Source organism: Thalassospira lucentensis (assembly GCF_001613805.1).
Taxonomy (GTDB): domain Bacteria; phylum Pseudomonadota; class Alphaproteobacteria; order Rhodospirillales; family Thalassospiraceae; genus Thalassospira; species Thalassospira lucentensis_A.
This window is the reverse complement of record NZ_LPVY01000005.1, coordinates 322,319-343,529: the sequence shown is the minus strand read 5'-3', so window position 1 is coordinate 343,529 and position 21,211 is coordinate 322,319. Positions and strand designations below refer to the sequence as shown.

20 protein-coding genes and 1 tRNA gene are annotated in these 21,211 nt (G+C 53.2%); 8 read left to right on the top strand and 13 right to left on the bottom strand.

Annotation, left to right across the window (positions count from 1 at the left end; genetic code table 11):
• The first annotated feature begins 22 nt into the window (after positions 1-22).
• The gene (rsmI, locus tag AUP42_RS06895; RefSeq protein ID WP_062950165.1) at positions 23-874 is read left to right on the top strand and encodes a 16S rRNA (cytidine(1402)-2'-O)-methyltransferase; all 852 of its coding nucleotides are present in this window, start codon (positions 23-25) and stop codon (positions 872-874) included.
• 2 nt (positions 875-876) lie between these two features.
• Positions 877-1,260 (top strand): YraN family protein, encoded by a 384-nt coding sequence (locus tag AUP42_RS06890; RefSeq protein WP_062950164.1) that lies wholly within the window; start codon positions 877-879, stop codon positions 1,258-1,260.
• Positions 1,261-1,284: 24 nt separating this feature from the next.
• On the opposite strand, the gene AUP42_RS21865 is transcribed toward AUP42_RS06890, so the two are convergent.
• A complete protein-coding gene (locus AUP42_RS21865; RefSeq protein WP_231858183.1) occupies positions 1,285-1,986 on the bottom strand; it encodes a DUF2000 family protein in 702 nt (233 codons plus the stop codon).
• Between AUP42_RS21865 and AUP42_RS06880 the strand changes: the two genes are divergently transcribed.
• The 6 genes from AUP42_RS06880 to AUP42_RS06855 all read left to right on the top strand — a co-directional run bounded on the left by AUP42_RS06880 (position 1,867) and on the right by AUP42_RS06855 (position 9,935).
• Entirely contained in the window at positions 1,867-2,604 is a 738-nt protein-coding gene (locus tag AUP42_RS06880; protein ID WP_231858182.1) for an AraC family transcriptional regulator, read from the top strand. The genes AUP42_RS21865 and AUP42_RS06880 overlap by 120 nt on opposite strands.
• A gap of 95 nt (positions 2,605-2,699) precedes the next feature.
• Entirely contained in the window at positions 2,700-3,356 is a 657-nt protein-coding gene (locus AUP42_RS06875; protein WP_062950160.1) for a BON domain-containing protein, read from the top strand.
• A 158-nt stretch (positions 3,357-3,514) separates the two neighbouring features.
• A complete protein-coding gene (locus tag AUP42_RS06870; RefSeq protein ID WP_231858181.1) occupies positions 3,515-4,372 on the top strand; it encodes a SirB1 family protein in 858 nt (285 codons plus the stop codon).
• A 617-nt stretch (positions 4,373-4,989) separates the two neighbouring features.
• Complete coding sequence (locus AUP42_RS06865; protein ID WP_062950156.1) at positions 4,990-5,979, top strand: adenosine kinase; 990 nt, start codon at positions 4,990-4,992, stop codon at positions 5,977-5,979.
• A 424-nt stretch (positions 5,980-6,403) separates the two neighbouring features.
• Positions 6,404-8,224, top strand: coding sequence for a translational GTPase TypA (gene typA / locus AUP42_RS06860; protein WP_062950154.1), 1,821 nt, complete (start codon positions 6,404-6,406; stop codon positions 8,222-8,224).
• Positions 8,225-8,369: 145 nt separating this feature from the next.
• Positions 8,370-9,935 carry an AmpG family muropeptide MFS transporter gene (locus tag AUP42_RS06855; protein ID WP_062950152.1) on the top strand — a complete coding sequence of 522 codons (1,566 nt, stop codon included), beginning with the start codon at positions 8,370-8,372 and terminating at the stop codon, positions 9,933-9,935.
• Positions 9,936-10,051: 116 nt separating this feature from the next.
• Here the strand turns inward: AUP42_RS06855 and ptsN are convergent, their stop codons facing one another.
• The 12 genes from ptsN to hemW all read right to left on the bottom strand — a co-directional run bounded on the left by ptsN (position 10,052) and on the right by hemW (position 21,114).
• On the bottom strand, positions 10,052-10,516 hold the full coding sequence (gene ptsN / locus AUP42_RS06850; RefSeq protein WP_062950151.1) for a PTS IIA-like nitrogen regulatory protein PtsN: 465 nt from the start codon (positions 10,514-10,516) through the stop codon (positions 10,052-10,054).
• 41 nt (positions 10,517-10,557) lie between these two features.
• Positions 10,558-11,157: a ribosome hibernation-promoting factor, HPF/YfiA family gene (gene hpf / locus AUP42_RS06845; protein ID WP_062950150.1), complete on the bottom strand. Its 600-nt coding sequence runs from the start codon at positions 11,155-11,157 to the stop codon at positions 10,558-10,560.
• 162 nt (positions 11,158-11,319) lie between these two features.
• A complete protein-coding gene (gene rpoN / locus AUP42_RS06840) occupies positions 11,320-12,885 on the bottom strand; it encodes an RNA polymerase factor sigma-54 (protein WP_062950149.1) in 1,566 nt (521 codons plus the stop codon).
• Positions 12,886-12,934: 49 nt separating this feature from the next.
• Positions 12,935-13,762, bottom strand: coding sequence for an LPS export ABC transporter ATP-binding protein (lptB, locus tag AUP42_RS06835; protein ID WP_062950148.1), 828 nt, complete (start codon positions 13,760-13,762; stop codon positions 12,935-12,937).
• Positions 13,763-13,777: 15 nt separating this feature from the next.
• The gene (locus AUP42_RS06830) at positions 13,778-14,641 is read right to left on the bottom strand and encodes an LptA/OstA family protein (protein ID WP_062950146.1); all 864 of its coding nucleotides are present in this window, start codon (positions 14,639-14,641) and stop codon (positions 13,778-13,780) included.
• Entirely contained in the window at positions 14,638-15,345 is a 708-nt protein-coding gene (gene lptC, locus AUP42_RS06825; RefSeq protein ID WP_062950144.1) for an LPS export ABC transporter periplasmic protein LptC, read from the bottom strand. The genes AUP42_RS06830 and lptC overlap by 4 nt, the downstream gene beginning before the upstream one ends.
• 3 nt (positions 15,346-15,348) lie before the next feature.
• Complete coding sequence (locus tag AUP42_RS06820; RefSeq protein ID WP_062950553.1) at positions 15,349-16,347, bottom strand: KpsF/GutQ family sugar-phosphate isomerase; 999 nt, start codon at positions 16,345-16,347, stop codon at positions 15,349-15,351.
• A gap of 215 nt (positions 16,348-16,562) precedes the next feature.
• Positions 16,563-17,174 carry a ribonuclease D gene (locus AUP42_RS06815; RefSeq protein WP_062950142.1) on the bottom strand — a complete coding sequence of 204 codons (612 nt, stop codon included), beginning with the start codon at positions 17,172-17,174 and terminating at the stop codon, positions 16,563-16,565.
• A 138-nt stretch (positions 17,175-17,312) separates the two neighbouring features.
• Positions 17,313-18,578 (bottom strand): O-antigen ligase family protein, encoded by a 1,266-nt coding sequence (locus AUP42_RS06810; protein ID WP_062950140.1) that lies wholly within the window; start codon positions 18,576-18,578, stop codon positions 17,313-17,315.
• Positions 18,575-19,501, bottom strand: coding sequence for a glycosyltransferase (locus tag AUP42_RS06805; protein WP_062950551.1), 927 nt, complete (start codon positions 19,499-19,501; stop codon positions 18,575-18,577). The genes AUP42_RS06810 and AUP42_RS06805 overlap by 4 nt, the downstream gene beginning before the upstream one ends.
• A 163-nt stretch (positions 19,502-19,664) precedes the next feature.
• Positions 19,665-19,751: transfer RNA gene (locus AUP42_RS06800), tRNA-Leu, on the bottom strand.
• 169 nt (positions 19,752-19,920) lie between these two features.
• On the bottom strand, positions 19,921-21,114 hold the full coding sequence (gene hemW / locus AUP42_RS06795; RefSeq protein ID WP_062950139.1) for a radical SAM family heme chaperone HemW: 1,194 nt from the start codon (positions 21,112-21,114) through the stop codon (positions 19,921-19,923).
• Positions 21,115-21,211: the final 97 nt, after the last annotated feature.

The window sequence follows — 21,211 nt, the reverse complement described above, 5'->3', positions numbered from 1 at the left end:
AAGTAAACCGGATGAACGACTCTTGCCACTTTCTTCAGGTCTTTATCTTGTCGCTACTCCAATCGGTAATTTGGGCGATATTACGTTTCGTGCGCTCGATATCCTTAAACGTGCCGATATTATCCTGTGCGAAGACACCAGAACGTCAGGCAAATTACTGTCGCGATATGGTGTAAAAACCAAGCGGATCGCCTATCACGAACATAATGCAGCCAAAATGCGCCCCGAAATCATGGACCGCCTTGGCAAGGGACAGGCGCTTGCCCTGATTTCCGATGCAGGAACGCCACTGATCAATGATCCCGGCTATAAACTGGTACGTGATTGCAAAACCGAGGGCTTTAACGTCACGGCAGCCCCTGGGGCTTCATCACCGATTGTCGCTCTTGTTTTATCCGGCCTGCCCAGTAACCACTTCTTTTACGCTGGCTTTCTGCCGCCCAAAACATCGGCCCGCAAAAAAGAACTGACACGCTTTTCCGGTATACCCGGGAGCCTGATCTTTCTTGAAAGTCCCAAACGGCTGGCTGGCAGTCTTGCCGATATGGCCGAAATGCTGGGTGATGCGCGCGAAGCTGCTGTCGCACGTGAACTGACCAAGATGTTCGAGGAAGTCCGGATAGAAACACTTGGCAATCTGGCTGCTCATTACGCTGCCGAGGGCGCACCCAAGGGTGAGATCGTTGTGATCGTCGGCCCGCAGAACGAACGGGATGCCGAACCCGATGCTGACGACATTGATGCGCGTCTGGTCGAACTGTTGAAAGCCTTGCGAACCAAAGAAGCTGCCGAACAGGTTGCCAAAGAGACCGGCCTGAAAAAGCGTGACCTTTATAATCGTGCGCTTGAGCTTTCCAAACCATCCGGAGCATAGCGATGAAATCCGGTCGGACTGCCCACAACGCAGGAATATATGAACGACGCAAGGCCGAAAGAGCCGGAAGACGCGCAGAATGGGTGTGTACCTTGTGGCTCAGACTATGCGGTTACCGCATTCTTGCAACCCGGTTTCGCTGCCCGGTCGGGGAGATCGATATTATCGCCCAAAAGGGCAATCTGATCGCCGCTGTCGAGGTTAAAAATCGCCGCAACATTGACGATGCACTGAATGCATTGCGCCCCAAGCAGCAACAGCGCATCGCCCGTGCGCTTTCAACTTTCGCCAAACGAATCGACCATCATGGCGATTTGCGTTTTGACATCATTGCAATCAGCAACGGGTGGCGTCTCAAGCACCTCAAAAATGTGTGGATGTTGTAGGGGGAGGAAATGGCATATCGGTCGTCAGGGATGCATTTTTGCACCCTTGATGATTTTATCCGCCACCCGTTTTTCCGCCCGCAGAGCAATTCCCACAACCTTTGCATCATCTGGCGAAAACTGGCCAAAAACTTCCCGATTGGCGGCATCGTGCCCGGTGGAAAACATTTCCTCCACATAAAGCGATGTGGTCACGCCGCGTTCCAGTGCGCGACGATGAACCTTTGCGATTGTATCCTGATCCGCTGTCAAAACGATGGCTGGCTGTCGGGACAAAGGATTATAAATATTCTTGTCGCGATCAATATAGGGTTCCCCGATAATATCGGGGTGCTGGGCAACGATGCCACTCATCAAAAAGGCCGTGACATTCAGCAATTGCCAATTTTTCAGATCGTTGCGAAGAACAATGGCGACTTTGGTATCAAACATTTGTGCATCCGTTGATTTTGAAGAACCGGGGTTTTCGGGAAAACCGTCATGCAAAATGCTGTAGACCAAACCGTATCGGACGGTCTTGAACGTTTGTGCAAATCGCGCGAACGCTTCATTTCTGCAGCCCCGCTTCCGGGAATTGAACGGATGGAAGCCCTTTTCTTTGGCAATATGTTTGCGCCACACCGGCACGATACCTATGCATTGGGTATAACCATGCAGGGCGTTCAAACTTTCAACTATCGTGGTTCTTTCCGTGCCAGCCAGCCAGGCAACGTGATTGTCCTGCATCCCGACGAACTTCATGACGGGGGCGCAGGAACCGATGACGGCTTGCGTTACCGGATGCTTTATCTTGAACCATCATTGCTCCGTCAGGGACTTGGCGCTGAGACGGCTTCGCTGCCTTTTGTTTCAGATCCGGTGATTGCCGACCCGGAACTGGCTTCTACTCTGGCCTCAGTGCTGGCTCATCTTGATGAAGATGTCGATCCGCTGCTGATAGATCAATTTGTCTCTGACATTGCCTCCGGTCTCGCGCGTCATGCCAAAGGGCCCGTCAAGCCTATGGGTCTTCTGGCGCTGGACCGTATGGAACGGGCCAGACAATATCTCGAAGATAATTTTGATCGAGCCGTGCAGTCAGATGAGCTTGAAGAGGTCACCGGGCTTGATCGATATCGCCTGATCCGCCAATTCCGCGCCTGTTTTGCAACAACACCGTATCGGTATCTGATGATGCGTCGCCTGCAAAAAGCGCGCTCGCTGATTACCCTTCGCCATCCGTTGGTAGATATCGCGGGTGAAACGGGGTTTGCCGATCAAAGCCACCTTAACCGGCATTTCAAACGTGCCTTTGGTGTCACACCCGGTCGCTGGGCGGAACTCACATGCGAAAAAAGTCATTAATCGTCCAAACCCCGCTTTGAATTTAAAACTCCTTAACCGGCTACCCTCATATTGGCAGTTGAGACGACGGGGGAAGCGGGGCGAGAAACCGATTAATGACATCACTGTCACGCATATTGCGACGGTCAAAAGACCGTGTTGTTAAAGTCAGACATTATATCGCGCAAGCCGGACCGGCTCTGGTAATCGTTGCCATTTTGCCGCTTGCCGGATGCACATCACTTGCGATTGGTGCTGGCGCAACCGCCGGTGTGGCGGCCATGCAGGAACGAGGGTTTGGCGGGGCAGTCAGTGATACCGCCATCACTGCCGAAATCTGGCAAAAGTTTCTCGCAGAAGATGAAAACCTGTTTCGCCGGATCGAAATCGAAGTGGTCGAAGGTGAGGTGTTGCTGGCAGGTACAGTTGACAACACCGAGAGCGAATTGAAAGCCGTCGAACTGGCTTGGCAAGCCAACGGAGTAAACCGGGTCATCAATGAGATCACTGTTGGGCAAGGCAGCAGTCTGATGGACAATGCCAGCGATCTTCTGATCACGACCCGCATCAAAACCGCCCTGATGTTTGACACAGACGTCTATGCGATTAACTACAGTATCGAAACCATCAATGGTACTGTCCACATTATGGGCATTGCGCAAAGCGAACATGAACGGAATCTTGTCATCGCCCATGCGCGCAGTACCAGTTATGTCAGGCGTGTCGTCAGCCATGTGCGGCTGAAAGACGACCCGCAACGCCAGAGGACCTGAGTATTATTATCGATCGGGAAAAGGACATTACTGCGAACGATCGCCAATGGCTTACCGATTACGGTAACGGCCACTATCCCGATGCAACCGCAGCCGAAGCTGCCCTGCGCTTTGCCCGGCTAAATGATCCTGATCGCGACATTTCGGCCTATCTTGATTTGCTTGATAGGATTTCTGACGATGTCCGTGACCGAATCGCCGCCCTATCTGAAAAAGCCGGTGCGGATGATCAAAGCCATCCATCAGTCGATATTATCGTGCAGGCATTGCAGGACATTATTCCCGGCACTTATCAGTTTCAAGGCGACGCGGAAAATTATGATGATATCGCCAATGCCGATCTGATGGAGGTCATTGATCGCAAACGTGGTTTGCCGGTTGCACTCGCCCTGCTTTACATACATGCGGCAAAGCGCTGCCAGATCGAGGTTACCGGTATTGATTTTCCCGGTCACTTTCTTCTTCGCCTGCAATCTGGCGGTGCCCGGAAAATGATTGATCCGTTCCACGGCGGTATTACGCTGGGATCGGCTGAACTGCGCGAATTGCTCAAAGCATTTCAGGGGCTGGATGCGGAATTGCAACCCGGCCATTACCGCGAAGCATCCGACATCGCAATATTGTTACGACTTCAAAACAACATAAAAGTTCGGGCGCTTCGGCAGGGCGAATTGGCCTTGGCGGCACGTGTTATCGATAGCAGCCTACTGATCGCACCCGACCATGACGGGCTTTGGCATCAGCTCGGTGCGCTTTATGCCCGGCTGCATGAAGATGAAAAAGCACTCCATGCCTTCACACAGTTCGTTGGGCTGTGCAAAGACCCGATGCATCGGGCGCGGATCAGTGCCGTTATCGAAGAATTGCGTGATCGTCTCGGTCATGGAACTTCAACCCAAAAAAAAGATAGCCGGAACACGACGAATTCGGATGCACTGGTGCAACTGTATCCGGTTCGCCCGCAAAATGCAGACCACAAATATCCGTCAGACACCCCCGACCCCAGCCAGCCATAACGCCCGATTTCACCTCTGAGATCACCTGAGGCTTACAGTGTTTCAAATATGCAAAACCTCAATATACGATTAGTCACAAAATCTTATATTGTTGATAATAGATATATTTAGACACTCCTATATGAATACATAATAGTCTGTTTGAAGTTCTGACGAACTTGTAACTGCAGAAATCGCGAAATTAAGCCCATTCAAACAATCCTGAATGTAGATTTTCACCCTAATTTTGCAGCTATAGACCTTCTCGCCTGTGTCATTCATCTAAGCGAAGCCATCGCGTGTCCGGACAGCCCAAAAGCCCGCTTTTCTGCGCGTTACAGAATCACACTCCCAATTCGGGCCAATTGATTTTTCAAAACTCGAAACAATTCCGATTGGCAAAGATCAAAATTCTGTCCCATGACAACGAGAAAAACTACGAACGCAGTTTTTCTCGTTCTTAACGCAGGGTTAAAAGACCGGACACGAAACGGTCGCGATGCTTGCACCGGAATTTTCATTCTCTATACTCCGGCCAAACCATTTGGCCGGATATGGTATTGATCGCATGGCACTTTGATGGGCCTGCACTGTACCGGACTGCCCTCTATTCGAAAAAGCGCAGGAAATTCAAGTTTATGAGTGACACCAAATTCGACGTCGTCGGGATCGGCAATGCCATTGTCGACGTCCTTGCCCATTGCAAGGAAGAAGACCTTGGCCGTTTGAACCTCGTAAAGAACGCCATGACCCTGATCGATGCCGAAACTGCCGACAGCCTTTACGCCCAGATGGGCCCGGGCCTCGAAATGTCAGGTGGATCTGCGGGCAATACCATGGCAGGCATTGCTGCTCTTGGTGGCAAAGGTGCCTATATTGGTAAAGTACGTAACGATCAGCTTGGCGAAGTTTTCAGCCACGATATCCGCGCCATGGGGGTTTCTTTCAACTCGACCCCGGCCACATCCGGCTCACCGACGGCACGCTGCCTGATCTTCGTTACGCCGGACGGGCACCGCACCATGAACACCTTCCTCGGCGCATGCACGGAACTTGGTCCGGATGATATCGATGCCGAACTGATCGCATCGGCCAAGATTACCTATATGGAAGGTTATCTTTGGGATCGCCCGGAAGCCAAGGAAGCCTTTATCAAAGCAGCCAAGATTGCCCATGAAGCTGGCCGTCAGGTTTCAATCAGCCTGTCTGATTCCTTCTGCGTTGATCGCCATCGCGATTCATTCCGCGACTTGGTTCACAATCATATCGACGTGCTGTTTGCCAACGAAGACGAGATCAAATCGCTTTATGAAGTCGATACCTTTGAAGAGGCTCTCGCCGAAGTTCGCGTCCATTGCAAGGTCGCAGCCCTGACCCGCAGCGAAAAGGGTTCCGTTATCGTCTCGGGTGACGAAGTCATCGAAGTCCATGCCGAACCGGTTGCCCATGTCGTCGATACCACTGGCGCAGGTGACCTTTTTGCATCGGGTTTCCTCTATGGCTACACCCGCGGTGATGATCTCGCGACCTGTGGTCGCCTTGGTTCGATCTCCGCTGCCGAGGTAATTTCACACATGGGCGCACGCCCGGATGCGGACCTCAAGGAACTGGTCGCAAAGACTCTTTGATCATTGATCAGTCGGGCACGATAAAATTCACGGGACGGCAACATTTGATTGCTGTCCCGTTTTTTCTGCATCAATTGCCGGTATTCTGCGGTTTTGCAATGCACACAAAGATTGACTTTCTCCAGTTAATGGCGCAAGAACCCGGCATTGCATAAAAATCAACCCCGCATGTCATGCACGAGGCTGGTCTTTCGCCTCGACATTGGCTATGACAGGGCGGCTTTCGAGCCAGGCTGCAATTTGTCTTTTGGGCCAGTAAACATTCAGCATGTTCTGCACGACGCAAATTGCGCGGGTTTGACCTTGCCGACCGAACGACATCGGTCTTAGGCGGCTGAATATCTACTGGCCTTGAAACTTTTACTGACCGATGCGCAAGGGACGTATCCCGGCGCGCGGCATTTTTATTCTGGAGTCCGCGCCAATGAACTTGCGCAATATCGCCATTATCGCACACGTCGACCATGGCAAAACCACCCTCGTCGACGCGATGTTCCGTCAGTCCGGTGTTTATCGCGACAACCAGCGCGTTGATGAACGTGCGATGGACAGTAACGATCTGGAACGCGAACGCGGCATTACCATCATGGCAAAGCCTACCGCAATTCAGTGGGGCGATACGCGTATCAATATCGTCGATACTCCGGGCCACGCCGATTTCGGTGGTGAAGTCGAACGTATCCTGTCGATGGTTGACGGTGTTGTTCTGTTGGTTGACTCGGCTGAAGGTCCGATGCCGCAGACCAAATTCGTTCTTGGCAAGGCCCTCAAACTCGGTCTGAAGCCAATCGTGATTATCAACAAGATCGACCGTCCGGACCAGCGCGCCGAAGAAGTTCTCGACGAGATTTTCGATCTGTTCGTTTCGCTTGAAGCCAACGACGAACAGCTCGACTTCCCGGTTCTGTACGCATCCGGTCGTGATGGCTGGGCTGCAGAAGCACCGGAAGGCCCGAAAGAGAACCTGACGCCGCTGATGAACCTGGTTCTGAACTATGTTCCGGCGCCGAAGGCGGAAGTTGACGCACCGTTCGCAATGATTGCAACCATGCTGCATGCTGACAACTTCCTTGGCCGTATCCTGACTGGTCGTGTCGCGCAGGGTCGTGCAAAACTGAACATGCCGGTCAAGGTTCTGCGTGGTGATGGCACAGTCGAAACCGGTCGTCTTTCGAAACTGATGGGCTTCCGTGGCCTTGATCGTGTGCCGCAGGAAGAAGCTGTTGCCGGCGACATCATCGCGATTGCCGGCCTGACGGATGCCACCGTTGCCGACACCATCTGCTCGCCAGAAGTCACAAACGCGATCGCAAGCCAGCCGATTGATCCGCCGACCCTTGCGATGACCTTCTCGGTCAACAACTCGCCGCTTGCCGGTCAGGAAGGTGACAAGGTTACCTCGCGTATGATCCGTGCGCGTCTGGAACGTGAAGTCGAAGGCAACATCGCCATTCAGCTTTCCGAAACCGCCGACAAGGATGCCTTTGAGGTTGCCGGTCGTGGTGAACTTCAGCTTGGCGTTCTGATCGAAACCATGCGTCGCGAAGGCTATGAACTGTCGATCTCACGTCCGCGCGTTCTGATCAAGGAGATCGACGGCGTCCTGTCCGAGCCGTTCGAAGAAGTCCAGGTCGATGTTGACGAAGAATTTGCCGGTGCCGTCGTTGAAAAGATGAGCCTGCGCAAAGCCGAAATGACCGACATGCGCTCAAGCGGTGGCGGCAAGACCCGTATCATGTTCCTCGCCCCATCGCGTGGCCTGATCGGTTATCATGGTGAATTCCTGACCGATACCCGCGGTACCGGCGTGATGAACCGTGTGTTCCATTCCTATGGACCGGTCAAAGGCTCGATCGCTGGTCGTCGTAATGGCGTTCTGATCTCGAACGATCAGGGCGATGCGGTTGCCTATGCCCTTTGGGGTCTGGAAGATCGTGGTTCGATGTTCATCAATCCGGGCGAACGTGTCTATGAAGGCATGATCATCGGCGAACACAACCGTAACAACGACCTTGAAGTCAATATTCTCAAGGGCAAAAAACTGACCAACGTCCGCGCATCGGGCAAGGATGATGCCATCACCCTGACCCCGCCCCGCCGTATGTCGCTTGAAGAAGCACTAGCTTACATCCAGAACGACGAACTGGTCGAAGTTACCCCGCAAAGCATCCGTATTCGCAAGCTGCACCTTGATCCGAACGTGCGCAAACGCGAAAGCCGCAAATCGGAATCCGAAACCGTCTAATCCGGTTTGTATCCAGATTGAAAAGGCCGACCCGTCTGGGTCGGCCTTTTTGTTTTTGCTCATATATTTGGCGCCAAGCGTTTCGGCATTCCTTAACCTGTTTTCCCTACCTTCAGGCAAGGTGGCACTTAGACTGGGGAAATCCATGCACAACACCGCTTTGCGCAGTTGGAGTGATTCATTTCGCGCCTTTATCCATCCGCGCGTCATCACCATGCTGTTCATGGGCTTGTCAGCCGGCATTCCCATCCTACTGATATTTTCCACCCTGTCGATCTGGTTGCGAGAAGCCGGGGTAGAACGTTCAACCGTCACCTATTTCAGTTGGGCGGCCCTTGGCTATTCCTTCAAATTTGTCTGGGCGCCGCTAATTGACCGGCTACCATTCCCTATTTTGTACGGAGTTCTGGGCCGCCGGCGAAGCTGGCTGATTGTTGCCCAATGCGCCATCATAAGTGCCATCCTTTGGATGGGCTTTACCGATCCGGCCCAAAACCTGACCATCATGGCCTTTGCTGCCGTTGCGCTTGGCTTTGCATCTGCAACACAGGATATCGTAATTGACGCTTATCGTATCGAGGCCGCCGATCCTGACCTGCAAGCCATGATGAGTTCTGCCTATATCGGTGGCTACCGTATTGGGATGATTGTTGCTGGTGCCGGCGCATTAACCATTGCCGGGTTATTCGAGGCCGAAGGCAGTTATGAACCGTTGGCCTGGACAATTGCCTATGGCTGCATGGCACTCGCGATGGGGATCGGCGTGATCACCACCTTGCTCATTCGCGAACCCGCCGTAAATCGCACTGACAGCAAGTATTTTCATAGAACATCCGATTACGGCCGTTTCCTTTTGATGTTTGTGCTGACTGTGATCGCCTTCATCATCGCCAACATCTATGCCAGCGATCTGACTGATCCATTGAAAACAGCTTTGGTTGAAAACGGAATGATCGACGAGCTGGCTGGGTTCATCGCAGGATTTCTCAAACTTGCTATCTCGGTCGCTGCCGCGATCCTTGTCGCATGGCTTACCACCAGTATCGGCTTAACCCCAACCGGTATGGTTCAGGAAACCTATATCGCGCCGGTCAAGGATTTTATCGACCGCTATGGCAAAGCCGCGATAGTTGTTCTGGCCCTTATTGGCGTCTACCGGATTGCCGATATCGTCATGGGGGTCATGGCCAATGTTTTCTATACCGATCTGGGGTTTTCCAAGGAAGAAATCGCGGCTGTTTCCAAAACATTTGGCCTGTTCATGACGATTGCTGGCAGCTTCCTTGGCGGCCTTCTTTCGGTTCGCTACGGGGTCGTGCGTATCCTGTTCCTTGGTGCACTTCTGTCAGCCATAACCAACATCCTGTTCGCAGTTATGGCGCATCTGGGTCCTAACACCGTCATGTTTGCCGGTGTAATCATGGCGGACAACCTGTCAGGTGGTCTGGCAACTGCAGCCTTCATAGCCTACCTCTCTGGCCTGACCAATATTTCCTTTACCGCCATGCAATATGCGATCTTCAGCTCGATCATGACGCTCTTTCCCAAGATCCTTGCCGGATTCTCCGGCACTGTGGTCGATGCAATCGGTTATAGCTGGTTCTTTATAGGCACAGCCTTGATCGGCGTTCCTGTGCTGTATCTGGTGGTTCTGGCCAGTCGCATGACTGCGCTCAATGCAGCGGAAAAACCCCAACCAAAGCCACAATAAACCACAGGTGCCATACGCCCCTTTGTTCAGAAAAAGTAAAGCCGGGCACCGTTAAGACGGTGCCCGGCTTTTGATATCTTGCTATTTGCCGGACTTGCACCCGGTCAATTGCGCGTTCAGGCGGCCTGTTCGGCCTCATCCTGGGTCAGCAGTGCATAGATCGCATCGGCTGAACCAGCGCCGCGCAACTTGTCACACATGCCCTGATTACGCAGAAGACGGGAAATCCGCGCCAGTGCTTTCAGATGGTCGGCACCGGCTTCTTCCGGTGCTATCAACATGCAGAACAAATCGACAGGATGTTCGTCAACGGCATCGAACTCGATCGGGTTCTGCGCGCGCGCAAAGATCATGTGTAACCGGTCGAGATCAGCCAGCTTGCCATGCGGAATCGCGACGCCACCACCTACGCCGGTGCTGCCAAGTTTCTCGCGATCAAGCAGAACGGAAAAAATTTCGCCTGCTTCACGCCCGGTGACTTCCGCTGCCTTTTCGGCAAGTTCCTCAAGGACAGCTTTTTTCGCGCCGGACCGCAAGGCCGGTATCACCCCCGAAGGGGAAAGTATCGATGATATGTCCATTTTTCGCGTTGCGTTGTTTGGCTCGGAAGAATCTGTATCCGTCACGCTGCACCAGCCTCCTTATCGGATGGGTCAAGCCACCCGATATTGCCGTCAGCACGACGATATACAACATTCAATCCGCCATGTTTGCCATTCCGGAACATAAGCGCCGGAATGTCCCCCAAGTCGAGCCGCATAACAGCTTCTCCGACGGAGAGCGTGTCAATGCGATCCGGTGTTTCAGCGACGATCACCGGCTCAAAGCCGTTGAGATGTTCGTCCTCTGAATGGTCTTCATCTTCCTGTGCGATCACATAATGTGTCGCATCAATTCTTGCCTGCTCATACTGATCACGGTTGGCATTGTGGTGATCACGCAATCGCCGCTTGTAACGTCGCAACTGTTTGGCGACGCGATCACAGGCAGAATCGAAAGCAGGATACACTTCATTCGCCGATGCCTTCGCCTGAACCAACATGCCTTTGCCGACATGGACCGATATCTGCGCAATATAGAGATGAGCCTGTTTGGTGATGGTCACCGTGGCTTCGATCGCGTGATCGAAATATTTCTCTACCGCAGGGTCCAACGTCTCGACGACGTGTTGACGGAGTGCGTTACCAACGTCGAGTTGCTTACCAATAACCGTAATTTGCATGGATCGCCTATCCCCAGTTGAGTGACTTCCCAGTACATATGGACCTTCAGTGCCCCTCAATCAGGAGGCCGCACCATATTCCCTCGTTAATGCCAAGTCAACATTTGGGTATTATTGGTTAATATACAATACCTTAGGGTATATTTTGCAGTGTTTGACCGGCTAGGAAACCCGCGACTTTTTTTCGCGCCGTCGCTGGACCGACGAGGGAATTCTCATCGCTTCGCGGTATTTTGCCACTGTTCGGCGGGCGATGTCGATCCCTTCCTTTTGAAGCAGCTCGACAAGTTTGTCATCGGACAAAATCTTTTTCGGATCTTCCCCATCTATCAATGACTTGATGCGATGCCGAACAGATTCAGAAGAATGCGCATCCCCCCCGTCCGCAGACGAAATTGCAGTGGTGAAAAAATATTTCAGTTCATAAACGCCACGCGGGGTCGCCATAAACTTGCCGTTGGTCACCCGTGATACCGTGCTTTCGTGCATCCCGATTGCTTCGGCGATGTCGCGCAGGATCAGCGGACGCAGATGCGATACGCCGTGATTGAAGAATCCGTCCTGCTGGCGCACGATCTCACTTGCGACCTTCATGATCGTAGTTGCACGTTGATGCAGGGCCTTTACCAGCCAGTTCGCATTCTGGAGCTTCTCGCTCAGGAAGCTGCGTTCCTCTCGGTTCCGCACCCCCTGCCCAATCTGTACGGCGTAATCCTCATTCACCAGAACACGCGGCAATGCCTCGCTGTTTAGTTCCAGATGCCATTCGCCATTTCCGGCCGCACGCATCAAAACATCCGGGATTACCGGCGTTGCCGGTTCCCCATCTGCTGTTCGTCCCGGACGCGGGTCAAGTGTCCGGATTTCGGCAATCATATCCGCAAGATCGTCAGCACCGACCCCGCAAATCCGGCGCAGACGATCAAATTCACGCCGAGCCAGCAGATCCAGATTGGCAAGCAAAGCCGCCATTGCCGGATCGAACCGGTTACGTTCACGGAGTTGCAACTCAAGGCATTCTGAAAGGTTACGGGCAAATATGCCGACCGGCTCGAATCCCTGCATGGCTGCGAGCACACGCAACACATCCTTCATATCGCATTCAAGGGACTCGGCAACTTCTTCCAGTGGCCCTGCCACATAACCGCTTTCATCAAGCATATCGATCAGATAACTGCCGATCATGCGTGATACGGGATCGGCAAAGGCAATGTTGAGCTGATCATCAAGCAACTGTCTCAGGGTTGCTTGATCGGCCAGAGTCTGTTCAAGCCCTGGTAAATCTTCGCTACTGCCGCCACCTGTTCCACCGCTGTAAGGTGCCGAATAATCATGATTTCCGGCAACAGGGGAACCATCGGAGCTGATATCACCTTCGCCATTATAAAGGGCGTCCGGGGCACAATCGAGCGGACCGGAATCGCCGTCACTCATGGTTTCACTGGATGTCAGCCGGTCGGTACCGAAACGGTCCTCGCGATCCGAAAAATCATCGTTTGTACGGGAATCGATGCCCTGATCGCCGTTGCCAACCGCGCCATCGCCTTCTTCGGCAAAAGTCTGACCGGGATCAACACGTTCCAGAAGCGGGTTTTCCAGTAACTCGCTATCGATGAAATTGGAAAGCTCGATATTGTTAAATTGCAGCAGTTTGATCGCCTGCTGCAATTGAGGCGTCATAACAAGAGACTGGGACTGACGAAGATCAAGCCGCGCCTTCAGGGCCATTATGAACTACCCCGTGTCAATCCGAACCCCCCAAGAAGCAGGTGTTTCATCAAAGGCTGAAACGATCGCCCAGATAAACCCTTCTGACATCGTCATTCCTGACGATTTCATCGGGACCACCTTCCATCAAAACCCGACCGTCATGCAAGATATATGCCCGGTCAATGATGTCCAGAGTCTCGCGCACATTGTGGTCGGTAATCAAGACCCCAATGCCACGATCTTTCAGATGACGTACAAGATCGCGAATATCACCGACTGCAATCGGGTCAATCCCGGCCAGCGGTTCGTCCAACAGAACGAAATTCGGATGGGCTGCAAGGGCACGTGCGATTTCGCAACGTCGGCGTTCCCCGCCCGACAGGGCAAGGGCCGGAGTCCGGCGCAAATGCTCGATGGCAAATTCGGCCAGAAGATCTTCGAGATTCTGCTCGCGCTTGATCCGGTCATCCTCGACAACCTCAAGCACGGCCATAATGTTTTGTTCGACGGTCATACCGCGGAAGATGGATGCTTCCTGCGGTAAATAACCGATTCCCATGCGGGCACGCTGATACATCGGCATCATGGTGATATCCCGCCCGTCCAGCGAAATATTACCCCGATCCGGGGAAATCAGGCCGGTAATGATGTAAAAACTCGTGGTCTTGCCTGCTCCATTCGGCCCCAAAAGACCAACAGCCTCACCACGCTGAACCGACATCGAGACATCTTTCAGCACCGGGCGCTTCTTGAAACTTTTGCCAAGATTGTGCGCAACCAGCCCCTTGTTGGCTGTTACCAGTCGCGGGCCGGTGCCGGAAGACGCATTACTGCCACTGCCAGCCTTGTTTGCATATGTGCTGTCGGATTTTCCGCTTTTGCGCGACCAGAACAAATTCCCGACCCTTCGTCAGTTGCCATTCCCGGATTGACCCGGGCTGTTTTCTTCGTCTTTTTCCGGCACAAGCAGGCCGCGAACGCGACTTTTGCCATCGCCATTTCCGTTGGCGGTCAATCGGCTGACACCCGTATTCAGGTCAACCACAGCACGATCACCGTTCAACTGGTTCTCGCCGCGTGTGATCTTAACCGATCCAACAAGGGTTGCGATACCCGTTTTCGCATCGTAAACGCCTTGATTGCCAACCACAAAGTCCGTTGGTGTGCGAATGGTAACGTTTCCGTTGCCATCAATCCGGCTCAGCTCGTTTTCGCCATTCTTGCCCATCTCGAACCGTGCTGTCAGCACATCCCCCCGAAGAGTGCGGTCATCAGCAACAGCAACCGCATTGCCACGAGCGACTGCCATTCGTTCTGTTTCCCAGTATTCAAGGCTTTCTTCAGCTGTCAGCGTCTCGGTCGGCGTTTTGTACTGCAGATCTTCACCCGTCAACACGACGACCGCATCGTCAATATCATAAATTGCCTGATCACCGGTCGCGACGTCGGTTTCCGATGACAGTTTGACGTTTCCGGTCGCGATAATGCGGTAAATCTCGCTTTGTCCATCACGATCACGATAAAGCGCGCGCAGCTCGTCGGCATCAACACGCGAATTGCCGCGTTTGGCAACTGCATTGCCACGTGCAATCAAAACCTGCTCGTTGCGACGCCACTCAATACCATTATCGGACTCGACCTCAAGCCCGCCACCGCCGCTTTGGGCAAGACCGAGCGGATCGGCATAGGCGACCCCGTACGGAACCATCACCGCACCACCCAAAACTGCTGCCAGCAAAAAACGACGCATCGCAAAAGGCGCAATTGCGATCATGACTTCCCTTTCAATGCACTATCGAAAATCACCAGACGAGCATTTCCCAAAAAGCGGATTACCGCCCCCTTGTCTTCAAGCTCGAAACCGGTGTCTGATTTGATCGTTCCAAACGGCCCCTGCCCGTCGACCGGTTCATTGCCTTTCGCACTTCCGTTACCCAATGCAATCTCTGCCTGCTCGGTATGAATTTCAAACCCCTGATCGTGATACATATTCACGGTTCCGACCAGATCGAGAAGCTCGTCGCTTTCGGTATAGAACCCCGTATCGGCGGTCAGTGCAATCCAGGAGCCGTCCTCAAGCGTGATATCGGCCTGCGGTGCATCCAGCCGCACATGCGCCAGACGGTCTTCGTTTTCGGGCTGTTCGACGGCTTCATTGGCCGTCACGGTAAAGGGCTGCCGGTTGCTGTCCACGCCAAAAAAGCGTGGATTGCTCATGGTGACATTTTCCATCAGATCGTCGGGCGTGGTCGAAAAACCAAGCCGAAAACCGCTTTCCTGAACTTTTTCGATCTGAGGCCACAGCACGACAAGTGCGACAAGCGTTGCCGCAATCAGCGGCAGAACCAGCTTGAGCATATTAACAATCGTTCGGCGGAACGGATTGATCTGCACATCGCGCCGACCGGACGGCAGGCGATCGTTCATGCGCGCCGTGCGCGCTGCCCGTTCGACCTCTGCCTTCCGATCCTCGCTCATGGATTACGCAACCCCCAGACGTAGAAGGTCATGGATATGAACAAGCCCTACCGGTTTGCCGATATCGTCAACAACAAACAGGGCAGTGATGCTGCGATCATTCATAACGGCAAGCGCCTCGACCGCCAGAAGATCGGATCTGGTTGCTTTGGGGTTGCGCGTCATAACGTCTGCAACCCGCATGGCCACCAGATTGTCCGCCATATGCCGGCGTAAATCGCCATCGGTCACGATACCAGTCATCTTGCCGTCACCATCAAGCACACCGACACAGCCAAACGATTTTCCGGTCATGATCACCAATGCTTCGGACATCAGGGCGTCTTCGCCGATCAACGGAATATCGGCAACACCATGCATGACGTCGCTTACATGCAGCAACCGCTGCCCCAGCTTGCCGCCGGGATGGAATGTGCGGAAATCATCGGCACTAAAGCCGCGGCGCTCCATCAGCGTAACGGCAAGTGCATCGGCAAACGCCAGCATCGCTGTAGTTGATGTTGTCGGCGCCTGTTTGTTGGGGCATGCTTCCGGACTGTTGGGTAGAATCAGTGGATAGTCGGACTGCATTGCCAACGAACTTTCCGGGCGACGGGTCATCCCGATCAGCGGGACGTTAAAGCGTCTGGTATAGGCAATGATGTCGGACAATTCCGGCGTTTCACCTGAATTCGACAGGGCAAGCACCGCATCGTCCTTGCCAATCATGCCCAGATCACCATGGCTGGCCTCGGCCGGATGGACAAAGAAGGATGGCGTCCCGGTCGAAGCGAAGGTCGCAGCAATTTTCTTTGCGATATGACCGCTTTTCCCCATGCCAGTCACGACCAGACGCCCTGCAAGACTTTCGATCAGATCAATTGCCTTGCAGAAATCACCATTCAGCGATTCCGAAAGATCGCGCAGCGCATCGGCTTCAATCGCCAAAACCCGGCGGGCGACTTCAAGATCCTTTTCCGTTGCCGGTTCGGGTGTGTTTTGCAGTTTGGGAGTCACTGTCATCGGTTTCTTTTTCATTTCCCTGCAAAAGCATTCTAGAAATATTAACAGGGAAGAGATGGGCGGGAATATCTGTGCTGGCAAGCCATGAAAACCAATATGTACCTGCACTTCAACATGGTCAATTCCCATACCCGAAGCCGGTTTACACAGAATTAACACCGCAGGCCTGCAACGCAAAAATTTGACGGACAAAATCGGCTGGAAAAGGGGTGGGTTTAGTGCGCGAAAATATCCGTCTCTTCCCAGCCCGACAGATCCAGCGTCGCCCGTGTCGGCAAGAACTCAAAGCAAGCCTGCGCCAGTTCGGTACGGCCTTCCCGGGCCAAACGACGATCAAGCTCTTCCTTGGCCTTATGCAGATACAACACATCGGATGCAGCATAGGTAATCTGTTCGTCTGAAAGATCGGCCGATCCCCAGTCAGAACTTTGCTGCTGCTTGTCCAGATTAACGCCAACCAGTTCGCGCACCAGATCCTTCAGGCCATGCCGGTCGGTATAGGTACGCACCAGTTTCGATGCGATCTTGGTGCAATAGACAGGTGCGCACCGCACACCGAGATATTTGTCCATCACGGCGATATCGAACCGCCCAAAGTGAAACAGCTTCAGAACCGACGGATCAGCCAAAAGCTTCTTAAGGTTGGGTGCCTCGTAATTTTCCCCGTCAAACTTCACCAGATGGGCATCCCCATCACCAGCCGAAAGCTGAACAACGCACAGACGATCGCGGTGCGGATTAAGGCCCATCGTTTCGCTGTCAATGGCAACGACTTTGCCAAGATCAAGCCCGTCGGGCAAATCTCCGTGATGGAGGAAATTGGTCATCGCAATTCTCCAGAATGCTAGTTTGGCCCTGTCTTAACACAGCATCTGCAGCCTCGCGACGCAAAAGACGCGCCGTTAATGGCTTTTCTGCCGCCCCGACTTCCAATGATTGAACATCAAGTTGCAGGGATATATCGGTCAAGCGGCGGATTTATCGATTTTTCCCTGCGACAACCGCAAAGCAGCAACAGCAACAGCAATCGAATTCCATGCCATGATAGCTGGCCAGTTTGAAAATGCACTTTGGGTTGCCGCCAGTGGAAACAATGAAAGAACCATGGTGCCCAGATACAGACCCGCAACAAGGCTTTGGCTATGACCATTACGGAAATGACGCAGGCCAGCCCACACGATCATACCCACAAAAACCAACCAGGGGAGCGTGCCGAGCAAACCAGTATCGGATAACCATTCAACATAAAAGTTATGGGGGTGTGGGTGGCACTCGCTGATCAGGCCTCGCGCCTGATATTCAGGGCAAACCAAGCCAAAATTTCCCATGCCTGTTCCAACAATCGGGTTTTCCGTGAACAACCGCCAACCAAGTGATGTCAATTCTCCATAGATCGAACCACTATAATCGCTGACAACGTCCCCAAGTGCCATCACACGTGCAAGAATGCGGTCACTTATCGTCAGAAGGGCCCCGATCCCTCCAAAAACAAAAACAGCTATACCCGCAGCAGCGAGGCGACTTTTGCCCCCCACAAGAAACAGCCCAACCAGACTGCAACCAATTGCCAAAAGGCTCAGAACACTTGCTGTACGCTCCCCACTCAGGAACACGATCATTAGCGCAAAGGGAAAAACAACTAACCCGATACGAAAGGCATTCTGTTTCATCATGTCTGACAGATATAGGGCCAAAGCCAGTGTGACGGTCGCAAAGCCTGTCTTGGCAAGGTAAATGCCGATGTTAGGTCGATCAAGCGGCCCCGTCAGGCGACCTGTCATAGGTTGCCCGCCCAAAAGGGAATAACCGGCAAGAAACTGATAAAACGCGTCGGCTGCCGCAACCGCAACCGTTATCATAAAAGCGATCAAAACCCAGCGAACCGCCTTCTGGTCGACCAGAATCCAGCGCGTTACCGCTGCATAAAAAACGACAAACCGTAACCAGCTTGCGGATCGCCCAAAACTTTTGCCACTAAATTCAGCAAAGGGAGATACCAACAAATTCATGATCAGCCAGATCACCAGCAAGATTGCGATATCGCTCTGCCGCACCCAGGACCAGTCCCGATGAACAGCACTGCGGACGAGGAACAATAACGCAATCAATACCACCGCCCCATCCGCGGCACCGCGCGCAAATAAAAGGAAGGCTGGAATCGTTGACAGGAAAAAAGTCGCTGCAAGATGCATCCGGCACTCGAATGCATCTGAAAATTGGGCGGAAGTCACGGTTTGATCGGCCTCCTGATGCCGGAAAGATTTTGAAAAACAAACGCAAAACGGCTCAAGTCTGCCGGGTCATTCCGACCAAGGCCAATTTTATGTGCCAGATAACGAAGCTCGAGATCAAGTGTATTGAAGGGCGCGCCATCGCGTTTCGCCTTGCGTGCCGCCGAAATGCACTTGCCAAATATTTTGCGACGCTTGTCAGATGCTAACTCTGGATGCTCGCGCAAAAAATTCGCATAGGTTAAAAAGCGGTCATGATGCTGCTGCATTTTATTCGCCGAAAGGTGACTTCCCGCATCGGGAATGACGGTCACAACCATGTCGGCATCAATCACACGGCGCGCATGTAACGACAAGCGCAACGGCAGAGATTCATCCTGAATAAACACACCTAGATCGCATCCTCCCGCCTGGTTGAACAACGCCCTTTCCACCAGCCATGTCATCCGCACCATACCCCGCCCCAAAATGCGGTCCAGGGCATCATCAAATGTCTTTACATCAATATCACTGCCGATCACCCCGGCTTTTGCCTGCTCGATTGATGCATCGGTTTTTCGTCCCTTGCCATGCACCATATCGGCGTCATGATCGCGTGCCAGTTCTAGCATCACCGCAATCGCATCAGGGGCCAGCAACTCATCACAGTCAAACAGTGCAAGGTATTTTCCCAACGCCTGTGCCGCCCCCTGATTAAGCCGGATTGCAGGGCCTGCATTGGTATCATTGGAAATCACCCGGACGAAATCATGCTTTGCCGCAAACCTGTCCAGTATCGAGCGGGATGCATCCGTTGATGCATCATCAATGAAGATGACCTCACACAAAAACTGTCCCTGCTGCGCAAGCAGACTCTTGAAAAAATACGGCAAGGCAGTCGCCTTGTTATAGACCGGCAGAATGAAACTAACGTCAGGTGCCATGCCATCAGGGCGAGAAGAAAACATCTCAACTCTCTGTTATGCGGGTGTTCAGCCGTCTTAACACAGCCATCCGCCAGCCGCGACGCAAAAGTCATGTGCAGCAAGGCTTTTGCCAAAGCCCGAAACGACAATACCCCAGCACACCGTCGGGTGTACTGGGGTATGGTGCCCAGGAGAAGACTCGAACTTCCACGACCTTGCGGCCACTGGCACCTGAAGCCAGCGCGTCTACCAATTCCGCCACCTGGGCATAGGGGCTTGTGGTGTTTGCCCAGCGGAACCCGCTGGAACGGGGCGCAATATACGCTGCCAAATTCCAGTGTCAACAACCTTTTTGAAGGTTTTGCGAAACGATTCCGCTAAAACCGGTCACCGCAACGACACACGGGAAAATTCCTGAAATTCACACCTGTCCCACATCACGCTGAATGGTCGAACAAGTATCGAAGAACCCCGTTCAAACGGTTTCGCCCCTGATCGGTTGCGCGCAAACCGGACGGGTCACAAACCAGGTCGCCAGAAACGATCAGGGTCTCAAGCCTCTCCGAATCCAGTGCTTCACGCGGACCTTTGCCAATAATCCGTTCAAAGCGCAAGGTTGGAATGGCTTCATTAAGGCGCAGCCCCATCATCACCATTTCGATCAAACGTTCATCGGCTGCCAACGCCGTTTCTTCCTGCGTGCCATGCCCCTGCTTTTCCACCCGGTCCAGCCAGATGTCCGGCGCGCGATGACGTCGTACCGCCATCGGTTTTGTGCTGCCATCAGGCTGGATAACCGCTTCGCGACCATGTGCCCCTGGCCCGATACCAAGATAGTCACCGTAACGCCAATACACCAGATTATGACGGCTTTCCTGCCCCGGACGGGCATGGTTGGAAACCTCGTAGCAGCCATAACCGGCGGCGCTGGTTTCTTCTTGGGTGATTTCATAAAGATCGGTCGCAAGATCTTCGTCGGGTACCACAAGATCACCACGCTGATGTAGAGTATAGAACTGCGTACCCGGTTCGATCGTCAGCTGATAAAGCGAGATATGACCGCGCGCGATATCAAGTGCCTCGCGCAGTTCCCGACGCCATGCTTTCGGATCATGTTCGGGCCGGGCATAAATCAGATCAAACGAAAAACGGTCAAACACATTGGCCGCAACATCAAGGGCACGCATGGCTTCCGCCGAATTGTGCACCCGCCCCAGAAATTTAAGATCACGATCATTCAGCGCCTGAATACCAATCGACACCCGGTTGATGCCATTGGCCGCAAAAGCGGAAAACCGGTTGATTTCAACTGTTCCCGGATTGGCTTCCAGCGTAATTTCGATGTCATCGGTTACCGGCCAGAAAGTTTTGATATCGGCAATCAATGCCCCTGCCGTTTCCGGATCCATAAGCGATGGCGTGCCACCACCAAAGAACACCGACCCAACAGTGCGTCCAGGATGACGGGCTGCTCCCGCCGCCAGTTCGGCCCGAAGGGCAGCCTGCCAACGCGCATGATCAACCTTGTCCGCAACGTGACTGTTGAAATCACAATAGGGACATTTCGACAGGCAAAACGGCCAATGGATATAGATGCCAAACGGGACGGCTTCTGCGTTTGCTTGGGACACGCGGTTCTCGATCTTCGACTGCGGGAAAGACGGATAAAGTAACACGCACCGCCGATGGTTACATCAGCGATGCGTGCATAGGTTCGATGCAGGCAGC